The following is a 13,819-nucleotide window of genomic DNA, read 5'->3' as shown; positions in this document are numbered from 1 at the left end:
AAGGCTCAGCACGGTCGGCGCGTCCAGCCATAGGCACCGTCCTTGGGCACCTTCCACGCGCAGTCATTCTCGGATGCGACATTGCCTGAGCAGCTGATCTGCTTCCAGTAGCCCCACGCATCCTGCTCGAAGATACGGCAGTAATACTTGTCCGAGGTTCCGAACTCTGAATCATCGAGTTCCGGCACATCCTCGGCCGTCAGCCGCGCGATCCCTTCCCGTTCCGACATGGCACTCTCCTCCCACCTGGCCCGTGCGCAAGCTTCCCCGCCATCCGGCGGCGCTGTCAAGTGCGCGCGGCCTGTGGCGGGATGAAGGGTGCGTCGGCGAACTGTGTGGCGAGGGCGAGGTCGTGCGGAACGCAGACCACGCCGCCGCCCGGTGCCTTCGTGTCTTTCCGGCCAGGCCGACATGCCCGCACTTGGCGAAAAACCGAGCAGCGACAGGTATTTCGCGGCTGCGTTGAAAAGGCACCTTTCCGAAGCCCCTCCGATCTTATAACAAGTCCGCGAAAAACATGAAAAAGTAGGCAATGCCCGATCAATCTGAAGCTGTTCGGCAGCGTGACGAGGCCCGTCCTGCGAAGGAATGGGCCAGAATCCTCGCAGAGTACCGAGAACCCGACCCGATACGCAGTTCATTCGAACTCGCGGTCACTTTGGGCCCATTCCTGATCCTGTGGTGCCTTGCCTGGTGGTCCATGTCGGTCAGCTATTGGCTGACCTTTACGCTCTCCGTGTGCAACGCGGCCTTCTTGCTGCGTCTTTTCGCCATCCAGCACGATTGCGGACATGGGGCATTCTTTCAAAGCCGCACCGTGAGCGACTGGCTCGGACGGGTGATCGGCGTGCTGACCTTGACACCCTACGACGTGTGGCGGCGCTCTCATTCCATTCACCACAGCTCTTCGGGCAATCTCGGACGACGTGGCATGGGAGACATCCAGACCATCACGGTCATGGAGTATCGTCAGTTGAATCCTCTTAACCGATTGATCTACAGGCTTTACCGCAACCCGGTTGTCCTGTTCTGCTTGGGACCCGGCTATCTGTTCTTCATTCAGAACAGGGTGCCATTGGGGCTCATGGGGAATGCCAGGTTCTGGGTCAGCGCAATGTGCACGAATGCGGCTATATTCGTGTGGGTGGCGCTTGTTCTGTACTTTGGCGGGCTGGTGCCCATCCTGCTGATTTTCCTGCCCTCGACATTGCTTGCGGCAACGGCGGGGGTCTGGCTGTTCTACGTGCAGCACCAGTTCGAGACCACGCATTGGGACGCTGACGAGGACTGGCAGCTGCACGAATCCGCACTGAAGGGAAGCTCGCACTACGTGCTGCCACCGGTGTTGCAATGGCTGAGCGCCAACATCGGCGTACACCATGTGCACCACCTTTACAGCCGCATCCCGTTCTATCGGTTGCCCGAGGTTCTGCGGGATCATGCAGAGCTGGCCGAGAGCAATCGCATGACGATCCGGCAAAGCCTTCACAGTGTCCGGCTGCATCTGTGGGACGAGGAGTCGAGGCGCCTGGTGTCCTTCGCTCAAGCGAAGGCGCTTTAGACGCCGGGCCAGCGTGCCGCGCAAGCTGGCTCAACGCTGGCGCAAGGTGGCAGCCGAGGGCCGCGATCCGGTCAAGGAGCGAGAGGCCGAGGCACGGGCGGCACGGCGAGAGGATATCTCGCTCGCGGTCATCACCGCCGACGCATTCGAGACGCGCAAGGCGGAGCTCAAGGGTGATGGTAAAGCTGGCCGCTGGCTCTTACCGCTTGAGCGCCATGTGCTGCCCAAACTTGGAAAGGTGCCGGTCACGGATCTCGACCAGCGCGATATCCGCGATACGCTGGCCCCGATTTGGCACTCCAAGGCCGACACGGCGCGCAAGGCCATGAACCGACTTTCAATCGTGATGAAGCATGCGGCGGCGCTGGGTCTCGACGTGGACTTGCAAGCGACCGACAAGGCAAAGGCGTTGCTGGGGAAGTCGCGCCATGTGCCAAGGAATATTCCTGCGATGAATTGGCGCGACGTGCCTGAGTTCTACGCGAGCCTTGAAGAGCCCACCCTCACCCACCTTGCCCTCCGTCTCCTAATCCTGACCGGTGTGCGCTCGACCCCGCTGCGAAAAATCCGACTGGACCAGATCGAGGAAGACGTTTGGACCATCCCCGCCGATGTCGTGAAGGGCCGTAAGGGAGCGACCGAGGCGTTTCGCGTGCCGCTCTCGACCGAGGCTCGGCGTGTCATCGAGCTTGCGCGCCCGCACGCGCGCAATGGCTTTCTCTTTCCGAACACGCGCGGTGGCGTCATCAGTGACATGACGTTGTCACGCCACATGCAGCGCCGCGGCCTTGAGGCACGTCCGCACGGCTTTCGCACGAGCCTACGCACATGGCTGGCTGAGGCCACGGATGCCCCTCACGAGGTCGCGGAGACGATGCTCGGGCACGTGGTGGATGGCAGTGTCGTGCGCGCGTATCGACGAACTGATTACTTGGACAAAAGAATGAAGCTCGCAGAACGTTGGGCTGACCATGTGACCGGCGGCGCTGGACAGGTCGTTCAGCGGACAGCGAGGTCGACATAACGAGCCCATATGTTCATGGGTCGGGTGCTCGACACACTGCCGCAGTGTTGGCTTGATGCCACATATAGGCGCATGGCGAGGGCGCGCGCCCATATGTTAACATGAAGTGGCGCGTTCGATAACGTCCAAATTACATAAGCGCGCATGATGCGCTCGTTGCCCCATCCGGGGCGTTCCTCTTTGGGGCGAGCTACATCAGTGCGTTTTTTGCGCTCATGCATGTTTGTCGTCCCCGCTTAACGTAGGACAGCGACATGCAGAAGTATCTCACGCTCAAAGAAGTCCGCAGCCGCCTCGGCAATCACCTCGCAGGAATTGGCCCAGCATCGCGCAATGGTAGCACTTGAATTGGAAGTCCTAGCAAAGAAATACGACCGCCTCGGCTGGGAACGTGACCGTGGCAGCGTGGCGCACGACCGGATGATCACTGACTGGATGGACGCCTTGCAGTGTTGGATGTCACTGAGAACTGACCCAGCAGCAGTCGGAGTTGTCACTGAGATTTGACCCATGTGGAACCTTGCCCCTGACGGGATTTGTCGGGGGATATTGGAGTGATCGACATGGGATTTTTGAGCGTCATTCGACGTTGGGCTTTGCGGGACAAGATGCCCATCCGCGAGATTGCGCGGCGGACTGGGCTGTCTCGCAACACCATCAAGAAGTATCTGCGGGCGGGGATTGTTGAACCCCGGTTCCAGACGCCGGCGCGGCCGACCAAGCTGGACCCTTATGCGGAGAAGTTGTCAGGCTGGCTGGTGACGGAGCAGCGCAAGTCGCGCAAGGACCGGCGCACCGCAAAGCAGATGCACGCTGATCTGGTTCAGCTTGGCTATGACGGCTCGTATGAGCGGGTCGTAGCCTTTGTGCGGAACTGGAAAGGTGACCGGCAGCGCGGGCAGCAGGCACTGAGTGCTGCAGACCAATGCTCCTACGCGATGTTGCAGGAGCCAGTCCGCTCATTGCGTCTCATCGGCCCATCCTCAGAACCTCTGTCCAACGGAGATGTAGAGCAAACCGTCTCCTTCATCACTGACTGATCCATCAATGGCAAAGTCGACGGGAAACGCCTTGGACACCCTGTATCTCAGGCCCAGGCCGACTGCCGACCCGGCGTCATCAAGATCGTCAAACGCGCCACCAACAGCACCCACACCGCCAAAAGCCACGACACCGATCCGCTTGCCCAGGCGTTTGCGATACTCGATCTGCGCGGACAGAAGGGCATTGTCGAGAAACTGGGTGATGTTGAAGCCGCGAAACGCATCGGTGCCGCCGAGCGAGCAAAGATCGTAGAATGGGACGCGTCCCGGGGCTGAGCAGCCGACCAACCTGATGGCAACAACGCCAGTGTCGCTTGTCGGCAGATAGGTGTCATAGGTCAGGATCGATTTGATGTAATCCTCGCCAAACCTGCCGGATGGCTCACTGTAAGTGCTTGAAAGCGCCAGGCTGAAGCCAGACGTCGGGTATATCTTGTCATCGACGGTGGAATAATCCGCGAGCAACCCGATACCTGTCGTCGAGAACCCGTTGGGCAATTGGATACTGGATGGCAAATTCGGAAAATTCGGATCCGATGACCCGATGGTGGATTCGAGATAGCGTGCGCTGATGCCCAGGTGGAAATCCGGTGTAACGCCATACATCAGCTTGACCTTGATCAACTCGCCCGTCTGGTTGATCGGGACGTCTCCGAAGGAGGTGATCAGGTCGTAATCGATATCCGCGTCGATATAGGTTGCCTCAAGGGACCAGCGATTGTCCATGAATGCCAGATTGAACGTAAGCCCGTAGCCCTCGGAGCCATTGTCCGAGCGCAGATGCCCGACACCCAGCATGGACGGGTCAGACCCTTCGTCAATTTTAAACAAATACCCGGCCCCGAGGGCCAGACCATTGCCGATCATCGGGTCGCTAAACGGGACCGGTGCGACGATCAGAGAGCCGCTTCGTAGCCCGAAATTCGGTTTGGAAGAGGCATCGGTCAGTGGCGACATCTTGTGATCCAGATTGCTCTCGGCGGCGATCACCTCAGTCGGCGGTCCCAACATGACGCATAGGCAAAACCCCCAGGCTGGAATTGACCGCATGGGTCTTGCGGTTCGTAGCTTTTGGGCACGGACGTGCCCGTTCCTGTCCCGCAAGGTCTCGGGTCTTGACCAGATGGTGCGTAGAATGGACATTCAACAATTCCTTAGTGCTGGTCGTTTCCGAATGGATTAGCAAATGTTGGCCCGGATCAAGGGAAGCCCGCCCGAAAGGTCTAAACCCGGAAAACGCCGTGCCATGGGTGATCGCCCGATCGCGTCACCTTCAGAACAGCAGGAGTTTGCGCAGGATCTGGAACAGATCCATCAGGGGTAGTTGTGTCGCCCCGGCGGCGAACACGGGAAGCACGGCGGCGGCTGAAATGGGAAGAAGCGAGGCGCGCTGAATCAGGACGGTGGACAGGTCGCGGGCCGCCTTGAATATGACGCCCGGGTCGGCGAGGGACGCGGCCTGGCTGATCTCCTCTTCCGTGGCGCCACTGATACTTTTTCCCAACACGCTGCTCTCCTCGGCCAGTTGGCGGCGGGTCGCCTGGGCCTGGGAGACATCCAGTGTCTGTTGTTTCAGCTCTCCGAGTGGCTTGGTGAAAAACAGCGCCGGCAAGGCCAGCAGACCGTTGGTGATGATGACCCAAGTGATCATGACGGCAGTAAAGACTGTCGTGGTGATGGTCTGGGCATTCAGATGTTCGGCGATCGCAACCCCAAGATTACAGCTGAGTGCAAGCACGAACAGGGTGTAGGCATTTGGAAATCCGCCTACAAACGCGATTCCCCCGGCCCCGTCCGGATGCGTGACGCTCAGGCGCAATTCAAGAGCGGCGATCGACTTGAGAAGCAGCGCCACGATCAGGATGCGCCAGACCCATCGCGCGACGAGGAAGAAATAGATCGGACTGCTGACCCAAAGGCACCACAGCGCAGTGTAGGAAAAACGTTCCCCGCCACTACCCGAGATGAAGGCCCATGAGTGTTCATCAAAATCGCTGAGGCCAACCCCCGCGCCGACCGAACACCCGCAGGCCACCACGAAACACACGATTTCTGCCAGACGCGAATTGCGCCGCCGAACCGCAAGGGCCGCGGCCGATGCTGCCGCCGCTTGCGCCCCGGGCGCGAGTAACGGCGGGCTGAGCAGAGGGCGCAAGACCGTGCCGAGTTGAGCCTCTGCAACGGGTTCCATCGCGATCAGCAGACCGATCCCGAGAAGAAATCGAGACAGTACGGGCAGGTGAAGCAGGAACGGCATGTCGGCAAAGCTGCCCAAAGCCGTGCCTTCGAAAACGCTGATGATCAGAGGCACGCCCCACGCGACCAGAACAACGAGAAACGCTCTGGACATTGGCCGCAACTGGTCGTCCCTCACCAGCCCGAGCCGGGCCTGCATCTCGTAATAGAGCCCGCCGCGCGCAATTCTGGCTGCTTCGACGGTCGGGTCTTCGTTCATGAACCGGGCCCCTCTCGCATTCCAACTCGGGCCGTCGGATCAGCCAAAACCATGGCCGCGAGCAACGAAAGCAGCGTGCGTAGCACAGTATTGGGCAGGTATCGCGTCGTGTCCATCTTCTTGGATCCTTGGCTGAGAAAAAGCGCCCGCCATACGGGCACGATTACCGTTTTGAAAATCAAGTTGACCGATCAGGATCCCTGAAGTTTCGTCGTGCATTCGCGGGCCTCGTAGATCGCGTTACGCACGTGATCGAGATTGACCGTCACCGTGAAGGGCTTGTCAGGGAAAACGATCATTTCCTTTTGCTTCTCGAGGTCGAGACGCAACTGCTTCTTGTTCTCGTCGTTCGCAATCACGTAGCCGCCCTGATAATCGCCCGACGCGCCATGCACGACAGCTTTGGACGCGCCGACATAGAGGTTGCCGTTGACCAGGATCGCGACAGCATTCGTGCCTTCTTCCAGTTCGATGCCTCTCTGGAAGATGCCGATATAGCCATAGTTGTTGTCGTTGGTCAGACCGATCTGGACCAGATGGCCCTCGGCGTCCGAGCGCGAGATGAAGCACGAGCCCCGGGTGCGGTTTTCATGGACGACCCATTCACCGACATTGCGATACTGGGCGATCTCGTCGCTGTTCAGGGGCAGCACGTCCTGATCCGCCGCAAGCGCGGGCGTGGCCGCACAAAGCAGAAATATGGCGATGGTTTTGGTGGTCATATTCATGTCTCTATCTCCAAATTTAGGCCTCGGTGCAGTCGACGCGGATTAAGTTTCAGTGCAGTGTACGCGCCCGGATCATATGGTCACCGATGCTTAGCAATGGTGAACTGGCCCCCCATCAGATCGTCTGATTCATCCTTTCGGAAACAGGAAGGTGATGAAGGCGCGTGTGCCCCAGCCCTCGGGACCGGTCGGGGTGCTGTCGGCCCAATAGCGCGCGCCTACGCCAATGCTGACAGGCTGATTGCCTATCCGCGTCAACTTGGAAACCTGCGCGTTTATCGGAATCGACCACTCCTCGGCCTCCCAGTTATAGGAGGTTTCGGTGTTGAGGGTGTAGGTCCAGGCCGTGGGTGTTGTGTAAGACACGAAGGGCTGAAGAAAGGTGTTGTTGATGTCCGCGCGGTCGCTATCGCCTGCGAACGACCACACATGGTTGGCGAGGGCCCCCACCGTCCAAGGGCCCGACTGTGTCAACGCGACGGCCGTGGGGCCAAGTCCCCATTTCTCTGCGCCAAGCAGATCGTCCGTGGCGGTCGACAGCACCGCGACCGGACCGACGCCCCAAATCCATTTGCCGAAGGCGGGTTTCACCGGCGAGAAAAACATGCTGAGCGTTGTGTCACCAAGACCAAATTGGTCCCCGGCACCTGGAAAGATATCGTCCTGCGACGTGATCGGCAGGATGACGCGGGTGATGAGGTTCCAGTCCGAATTGAGCGATGTCGGGATGACGGGCTGGATATTCAGGACCAGCCGCTCGCCATCATCCGCCGAGCCGATGTTTGAATCGTAGTTCAACTGAAACGGCACGCTGATCAGCGATGAAATCGGATTGGCCAGCTTTTTCGCCAAGTCCGCAGAGTCCTGCGCCTGCGCGGCAGGGGCACAGACCAGACATGCAGCGGCCAGCATCAGCACATTTGAGCACCACGACCGGACCCCGGACGACTGTGCGGGCACCGGCATGGAAATCGTTTCAGATATCTTGTCCAAGCTCCTCATCCTCATCAAAATTTCATGGTTATGCCGACCACGGGGCCATACATTTCAAGATCAAGGTCTGCATTGTCGCCCTCGTAATCGAAGGACATGTAGCGAAACCCGGCATTGGCGCTGAACCGCTCACTGAAAGCGTATTCCACCCCGCCGAAAACATCGAAGGACAGATCCGACCCGACGCCCAAACCGCCGATGCTGGCGAACCCGCCCACGGAAACCTTTTCGCTGAGCGCCATACGCCCGCGCAGGCCTATAATCGGATCAACCCAGCTGTCGTTCACCTTGGCGTCGAACCCAGCCCCGACGGGGCCACCGCCTGCGAGCCTGACATCCGTCGAGACATCGACCAGTCTGACGCCGCCATAGCCCTGCAGCAGCGTGCCATTTCCCTCATGCAGCACGTAGCCAAGGGCGGCTGTCGCAAGCAGCATTTCGACATCGACCTTGGCCGAACCGGCGAATGGCCCGCCGAGCGCGCCCTTCTCACTCAGGTCGGTATAGAGGGTATCGTAGAGAAAGCTGACTTTTCCGAACCGGCTCTCACCGGCGACCATGAAGGTGAAATCGAGAGCATCGATGATATCACTGGGTGTCACTGATGATTCAGCAGAATTGCCGCCGCTGCCCGTCACCTCGGTGTCAACCCAAGGGATGAGACCGTAAAGCGTCACACTGTTCTGGTAGCCCTGCGCGGTGGCCTGATCCGCCGCCAGGGCCATCGTTACCGCCGTTGCAACGCTGGCCAAGCGTGCCATATGATTTTGCGACTTGTTTTTCATTCCGAATACGTCCTTGCATTTGCGCTTCCGCTATTCGGTGCGCTTGATCGCCGGCGGTGACCACGAGCCGTTCAGCACCTCGTCCTTGGGCCAGTAGAGGCGCATGACCATGTAGATCGGACCGTCCGGCGCCGGCAGCCAGTTTGCCTTCTGGTCCGGGTCGGAGGGCTCGTCCTTCTGGATGTAGAGGGTCATAGACCCATCGGCGTTTGTCTTCAGGTCGGGCAGCATCGGCGAGTTTATCAGGTATCGATCGATCGCGTTCTCGATGAGCAGCTGCGTCTTGCCGTCATACATGGTCACCGACCAGAAGGCGTTGACCGGCGGGTACGCGTCCTTGGCGAATGTGAGGGTGTACTTCGCCGTGCTGCCATCGAGCGGCTTGCCGTCGCCGTCGTTCCGAGTGAACGGATAGGTTGCTTCGGCCGGGTCGTTGGCCAGAATGCCGGCCACCGCAACCGCGGCGCGCTGCGTCCAGTCACCGGCATACACGTCCCGGTCCCCGACGCCGGAGGTCACGATGACCCAGCCGTTGTCCAGCTTGCCCATCTTTTCGATCTTGGCCTTTATTGCCTCTTCGGCCGCCGTGCCGGCCTCGGCCATCGCCGCCTTGTCGGCATCGCTCAGCGCAACCGTCGGGAACGGTTTGCCGGCCTCGATGCCGATCGTGGCGAATTTCGCGCGAAGTGGTTCCTCAACGGCCGCCGGGCCGGTCGCGGGGGCGAACTGAAGAAGGAAGGGCAGGTAGCTCAGCACATCCTTCTTCTCGGTCGTCGCGTCGATCGTGGGCCAATCGATCGCGGGCGGTTGCGCCGGGCTCGGCTCGCCAATGAAGGCGGACAACGGCTTGACCTCATACTTCGCCTGGATCGCCTTCACGTTGTCGATGTCGGCTGCGTTAAAAAGCTGGGTCCGGTAGGTGGCGAGCGCGAACTCTGTCTCCGAGGTGAAGACCTTGGCGACACCTTCGGGCGTGTCGCCCGTCCAGTTCGGGCCGGCGACGGCATAGCAGCCGCCGTCGTTGCCGGTGGCGCGGCTGCCGATATAGCCGAAATTGAAGGTGTACAGCGACGTCAGCATGACCGAATAATAGCGGTCCTTCTCGATCTCCGGGACGCACAGGACCACAGGCTCGGCGCGCAGATCGAAGAAGATGAATGAATAAGGTGTGTCGCTATTTGGCGTGATGACCGCGGTGTCGGCGGGCGTGTACACGCTGGCTTCGTTGGCAATCGTGTTGAACGGTGCCTTGTATTGACCTGACTGTTCGTCAATCGCGTATTGATACATGATCTTGTAGTACATCGACATCGGCAGGCCGTAGATGATGGCCTCTTCCGTGATGTTCTTGATCTCGTCGGTCGTCGGCGCGGCCTGGGCCACTGCCGAGGTCGTCAAGAACGCGGCTGCGACAGCGGCAGCGGCGCTTCGAGTGATTGTTCCGGGCATATCTGTTGTCTCCGTCAGGCTCGGATGAGAAGGAATTCGCGTATCGTCCGGCCAGAGTCTCAGTTTCACTCAAGCCCTCACGGCCGGGCTCGAGTGCAGGGCACCCCAATTCCGGGCGTAGTGTCCTGAATGATACTGCAGACTGGCGACTAACGCTTCGCTTTGGAGGACAAACCACCGCTCGTGAGATCGTGCTGCGCAAGAAGATGTCGAGCGTCATCGCAAGGTTCGGTCCGGGAAAGGGACAGCGGCCCGGTGCCGACCTGCAGCCGTGGCACCCCGCCGGTCCAACAGTGAGACTCCGCTGGCTAACGGTCGTCAGAATGGCGGACCAATCGTTCGCCTCGCCCGTCGCCAATTCGAGGGCGACGTCCCACTCCATCGTCGAAACGCCCTGCTGAAGACTCCAGGGGTTTCGAACCCGAGGAAGCCCCCCACTTCCGCCACAGGGATGTCGGTCAGTTCAAGCAATTCGCGCGCCACGGCGTAGCGGACGCTGTCGCGCAGGCGTTCAAACGTCTCTCCCTCCTCTGCCAGCCTGCGCCGCAGAGTCCTTGGGTGTAGGCCCAGTTCTTTGGCGACGGACGGCATCGTGGGGCCGTCGTAGTGGAGTTTTTGCCGGATCGCGTGGCTCACCTTGGCCGCGAGATCCGGTTTGGCCGTCAATACCGCGTCTTTAATGATCGCGAGCAGGCGCTGCCGCTCGACCGGATCGGCTCGTGGTGGCTCGATACCCATCGCGATGGCTTCCACGATTACCCCAGTGCGGGGTTGGTTAAACCGCGCCGGCAACCTCAACAGTTTGCCGTAGATCGCCCTGTCATCATCCGCGCTGTGGGAGAAATGAACCTCAATCGGTGCGGCGGTTCTATTCGTGAGCTCTTGAACCATGCGTATGCCGATGCAGACGATCGTATCGTAGAGCACGCGCGTTCCCGGCGAAGATACATCGTAGGTCCCGTATCCGAAGTCATAGTCGTCGCCCAGCTGGTTCAGATACACGATCGCGCCGCTCGAATACCCCGGCTGCCAAGTCACGCAGTCGACCAATGCCTGTTTGAGTGTCGGTGCCGAATGCATCAGCTCCCCGATGAGGCCATGATGCCTGACCAGGTCGAAACGGAGCCCAAGCAGAAGGCCGATGTGAGGACAGCCAGAGATCCTTGCCGCGCGATTGAGGACGTCCAGGAGGTCGGGGAAGGAAAGCCGCAGGTCCGGTGACAGCGATCCGGGGTTGATCCCGCTGCCTTCGAAGACCGCGTCCACATCCACTTCAAGGTCGCGCAGGAGACCCGGTAGTTCGACAAGCGGTCCGATCCTCTGCGTCGTTATGCGGCGCATGACATCGACAATGGCGTTTTGTCCTCGAAAGAGAAGCGTCATTCACAGCGATAGAGTATTGATGTCAAAACATCTCAAAACAAGTCAATGACGGGCGGATGCTCGTTTTTTGCTATCTCTACGAACCATTTCTTCATCAAGGGGACCTCTTATGAAACGGTTTATTCTGCGTGCCGGGTTGCTTGGCCTGGGAGTGATCGCTGGGAGCCAATCGATTGCACAAGGCACCCCGACCTACTCGGCCGATATTCCTGCCAAGATCACAACGCCGGACAGCGCCGACACCCGTATCGGGACGCTGACCTTCCGCAACGGGGCGCCCGACGAAGCAACGGCCAAGACGATTTACGACAATCTTGACTTCATGCGGGGCGTCCAGGCATTCCTCACCGGCATCTCCGCCACCTCCGTCCGCGCCGCCTGCAACGGGTTCGACAGTGTGGGCGTCAAGGCCAACCAGGGCATCGGCCTCACCGAGGACCTGATGGATGCCCGCTCCCTATTCCTCACCCCCAACACCACGACCGTCTACGGCTTCGCCTGCCTTGACCTCACCGCGGGCCCGATGGTCCTGACCGTGCCCCCGGGCGTCCTCGGCCCTGTGGACGACGCGAACTTCCGCTGGTTGAAGGACGTGGGTCTGACCGGGCCAGACGCCGGCAAGGGTGGCAGCTACCTCTTCGTGCCCCCGGGCTACACGGGCGAGCTGCCCGCCGAAGGCTACTTCGTCGAGCGCCCCACGACGAACACGCTCCTCTTCTTCTTCCGCGCTTTTGTGCGGGACGGCGACATCAAGGCCGCGGTCGATGGCGTGAAGGCGGGCGCGAACATCCACCCGCTCCACACGACCACGGAAGGCGGCACCCCGCCCGCGGCGACCTTCGTCAACACCTCGGGCCTGCGCTTCAACACGATCAGCGCCAACGACTTCAACTTCTTCGAGGAGTTGAACCAAGTCGTTCAGGCGGAACCTGCCGACTGGGTGGATCCCGACACCGTTGGCCTCTTCGCTTCCATCGGCATCCGCAAGGGCGAAGCCTTCGCGCCGGACGACCGAATGAAGGCGATCCTGACCGAAGCCGTGGCCGTTGGCAACGCCACCGCCCGGACGTTGCTCTTCGCGCCCCGTAACCCCGAGACCTACTTCTATTCCGACCGCAAGTGGTTCGCACCCTTCGTCGGCGGCAGCTACGAGTTCCTTGACGGTGCCGAACGCCTGCTTGATGCCCGGACGATGTTCTTCTATTACGCCACCGGCATCACGCCCGCGATGGCGATGGCCAAGCCCGGCTCAGGCTCCGCCTATGCGGGCACTTTCCGCGACGTGACCGGCACAATCCTCGACGGCGGCAAGACCTACAAGATAACGCTTCCGGGCCCTGTTCCGGCCAAGGATTTCTGGTCCTTCGTCGTCTACGACAACCAGACCCGCTCGCTTCTGGAGACCGACCAGAAACTGGCGGGCGTCGATAGCACGAGCAGGGAGCTAAAGGTTGACGCCGATGGTTCTGCAACGGTCTACTTCGGCCCGACCGCGCCTGAGGGACGGGAGGCGAATTGGGTCCAGACCATGCCGGGCAAGGGCTTCAACGTCCTCTTCCGGCTCTACGGCCCACTCGAACCCTGGTTCGACAAAAGTTGGAAGCCAGGGGACTTTGAGCCTGTCGACTGACCGTCCACGACGGACAGTCAAGAAAGCAGGAGCGCTTGGGGTCTTTGGACTCCAAGCGTGGGCGTTGAGTGACGTATCATGATGTGTCGGCAAGTCACGACCAGCACTTCCCTTTCCATTTTATCCCTGGAAGGTCCTCTCTGAACGCTCCTACCAGGACAATGTACTTTTGGCTGATCGTTGTCTCAAAAGACAATCTGAAGGATTGCTCTCACTGCCGTCCGCTGTCTGACCTGCCACGGGATTTTTCCTCCACTTGGAACTAGAGTCCGACCCAACGAAGGGACGGACAATGAAGCGATCAAGATTTTCGGAAGAACAGATCATCGGCATTTTGACCGAGCATGAGGCTGGCGCGACGTGCGCTGATCTGTGTCGCAAGCACGGCATGTCGGAAGGGACGTTCTACAACTGGAAAGCCAAGTTTGGCGGCATGACAGTTTCCGATGCGAAGCGGCTCAAGGCGCTTGAAGACGAGAACGCCCGGCTGAAGAAGCTGCTGGCTGAGCAGANTCTGCTCAGCCAGCAGCTTCTTCAGCCGGGCGTTCTCGTCTTCAAGCGCCTTGAGCCGCTTCGCATCGGAAACTGTCATGCCGCCAAACTTGGCTTTCCAGTTGTAGAACGTCCCTTCCGACATGCCCTGCTTGCGACACAGATCAGCGCACGTCGCGCCAGCCTCATGCTCGGTCAAAATGCCGATGATCTGTTCTTCCGAAAATCTTGATCGCTTCATTGTCCGTCCCTTCGTTGGGTCGGACTCTAGTTCCA

General features: G+C 60.0%; 11 protein-coding genes and 3 pseudogenes. 5 read left to right on the top strand and 9 right to left on the bottom strand.

Annotated elements, in window-relative coordinates; genetic code table 11:
- Nucleotides 1–5: 5 nt before the first annotated feature.
- Nucleotides 6–230: a hypothetical protein gene (locus C6W92_RS03365; protein ID WP_129431649.1), complete on the bottom strand. Its 225-nt coding sequence runs from the start codon at nt 228–230 to the stop codon at nt 6–8.
- A gap of 302 nt (nt 231–532) precedes the next feature.
- Here C6W92_RS03365 and C6W92_RS03360 point away from each other — a divergent pair, with 302 nt between their 5' ends.
- The 3 genes and pseudogenes from C6W92_RS03360 to C6W92_RS03350 all read left to right on the top strand — a co-directional run.
- Nucleotides 533–1,561, top strand: a complete 1,029-nt coding sequence (locus C6W92_RS03360) for a fatty acid desaturase (RefSeq protein WP_129431648.1) — start codon at nt 533–535, stop codon at nt 1,559–1,561.
- A gap of 13 nt (nt 1,562–1,574) precedes the next feature.
- Nucleotides 1,575–2,585 (top strand): site-specific integrase, encoded by a 1,011-nt coding sequence (locus C6W92_RS03355; RefSeq protein ID WP_164989159.1) that lies wholly within the window; start codon nt 1,575–1,577, stop codon nt 2,583–2,585.
- A gap of 563 nt (nt 2,586–3,148) precedes the next feature.
- Nucleotides 3,149–3,490 (top strand): annotated as a pseudogene (locus tag C6W92_RS03350) (helix-turn-helix domain-containing protein); the annotation flags it as partial.
- A 78-nt stretch (nt 3,491–3,568) separates the two neighbouring features.
- On the opposite strand, the gene C6W92_RS03345 reads toward C6W92_RS03350, so the two are convergent.
- From C6W92_RS03345 to C6W92_RS03315, 7 genes are all read right to left on the bottom strand, one after another.
- Nucleotides 3,569–4,618, bottom strand: a complete 1,050-nt coding sequence (locus C6W92_RS03345) for a BamA/TamA family outer membrane protein (protein WP_164989158.1) — start codon at nt 4,616–4,618, stop codon at nt 3,569–3,571.
- Nucleotides 4,619–4,901: 283 nt separating this feature from the next.
- The gene (locus C6W92_RS03340) at nt 4,902–6,083 is read right to left on the bottom strand and encodes a hypothetical protein (RefSeq protein ID WP_129431645.1); all 1,182 of its coding nucleotides are present in this window, start codon (nt 6,081–6,083) and stop codon (nt 4,902–4,904) included.
- A gap of 191 nt (nt 6,084–6,274) precedes the next feature.
- Nucleotides 6,275–6,811, bottom strand: coding sequence for a hypothetical protein (locus C6W92_RS03335; protein ID WP_129431644.1), 537 nt, complete (start codon nt 6,809–6,811; stop codon nt 6,275–6,277).
- A 129-nt stretch (nt 6,812–6,940) separates the two neighbouring features.
- The gene (locus C6W92_RS03330; RefSeq protein WP_241691055.1) at nt 6,941–7,804 is read right to left on the bottom strand and encodes a transporter; all 864 of its coding nucleotides are present in this window, start codon (nt 7,802–7,804) and stop codon (nt 6,941–6,943) included.
- A 14-nt stretch (nt 7,805–7,818) separates the two neighbouring features.
- A complete protein-coding gene (locus tag C6W92_RS03325; protein ID WP_129431643.1) occupies nt 7,819–8,589 on the bottom strand; it encodes a hypothetical protein in 771 nt (256 codons plus the stop codon).
- Nucleotides 8,590–8,619: 30 nt separating this feature from the next.
- Entirely contained in the window at nt 8,620–10,038 is a 1,419-nt protein-coding gene (locus C6W92_RS03320; RefSeq protein WP_129431642.1) for a DUF1254 domain-containing protein, read from the bottom strand.
- Nucleotides 10,039–10,356: 318 nt separating this feature from the next.
- Nucleotides 10,357–11,421: an AraC family transcriptional regulator gene (locus C6W92_RS03315; protein ID WP_129431641.1), complete on the bottom strand. Its 1,065-nt coding sequence runs from the start codon at nt 11,419–11,421 to the stop codon at nt 10,357–10,359.
- A gap of 109 nt (nt 11,422–11,530) precedes the next feature.
- Between C6W92_RS03315 and C6W92_RS03310 the strand changes: the two genes are divergently transcribed.
- Together C6W92_RS03310 and C6W92_RS03305 are read left to right on the top strand one after the other, a co-directional pair.
- Nucleotides 11,531–13,051 carry a DUF1254 domain-containing protein gene (locus C6W92_RS03310; RefSeq protein ID WP_129431640.1) on the top strand — a complete coding sequence of 507 codons (1,521 nt, stop codon included), beginning with the start codon at nt 11,531–11,533 and terminating at the stop codon, nt 13,049–13,051.
- 292 nt (nt 13,052–13,343) lie between these two features.
- Nucleotides 13,344–13,562 (top strand): annotated as a pseudogene (locus C6W92_RS03305) (transposase); the annotation flags it as partial.
- Nucleotides 13,563–13,565: 3 nt separating this feature from the next.
- On the opposite strand, the pseudogene C6W92_RS03300 reads toward C6W92_RS03305, so the two are convergent.
- Nucleotides 13,566–13,784: pseudogene (locus C6W92_RS03300) on the bottom strand (transposase); the annotation flags it as partial.
- Nucleotides 13,785–13,819: the final 35 nt, after the last annotated feature.

The sequence above is a fragment of the Roseovarius sp. A46 genome, from assembly GCF_004126395.1.
GTDB lineage: Bacteria > Pseudomonadota > Alphaproteobacteria > Rhodobacterales > Rhodobacteraceae > Roseovarius > Roseovarius nitratireducens.
Note: the sequence above shows the minus strand (reverse complement) of the source record. Positions and strands in the feature narration are given on the sequence as shown.

Bases quoted from the DNA above. Each gene is read 5' to 3' on its own strand.
- C6W92_RS03365 (WP_129431649.1), bottom strand. From the start codon at position 230: ATGTCGGAACGGGAAGGGATCGCGCGGCTGACGGCCGAGGATGTGCCG.
- C6W92_RS03360 (WP_129431648.1), top strand. From the start codon at position 533: ATGCCCGATCAATCTGAAGCTGTTCGGCAGCGTGACGAGGCCCGTCCT.
- C6W92_RS03340 (WP_129431645.1), bottom strand. From the start codon at position 6,083: ATGAACGAAGACCCGACCGTCGAAGCAGCCAGAATTGCGCGCGGCGGG.
- C6W92_RS03335 (WP_129431644.1), bottom strand. From the start codon at position 6,811: ATGAATATGACCACCAAAACCATCGCCATATTTCTGCTTTGTGCGGCC.
- C6W92_RS03325 (WP_129431643.1), bottom strand. From the start codon at position 8,589: ATGAAAAACAAGTCGCAAAATCATATGGCACGCTTGGCCAGCGTTGCA.
- C6W92_RS03320 (WP_129431642.1), bottom strand. From the start codon at position 10,038: ATGCCCGGAACAATCACTCGAAGCGCCGCTGCCGCTGTCGCAGCCGCG.
- C6W92_RS03315 (WP_129431641.1), bottom strand. From the start codon at position 11,421: ATGACGCTTCTCTTTCGAGGACAAAACGCCATTGTCGATGTCATGCGC.
- C6W92_RS03310 (WP_129431640.1), top strand. From the start codon at position 11,531: ATGAAACGGTTTATTCTGCGTGCCGGGTTGCTTGGCCTGGGAGTGATC.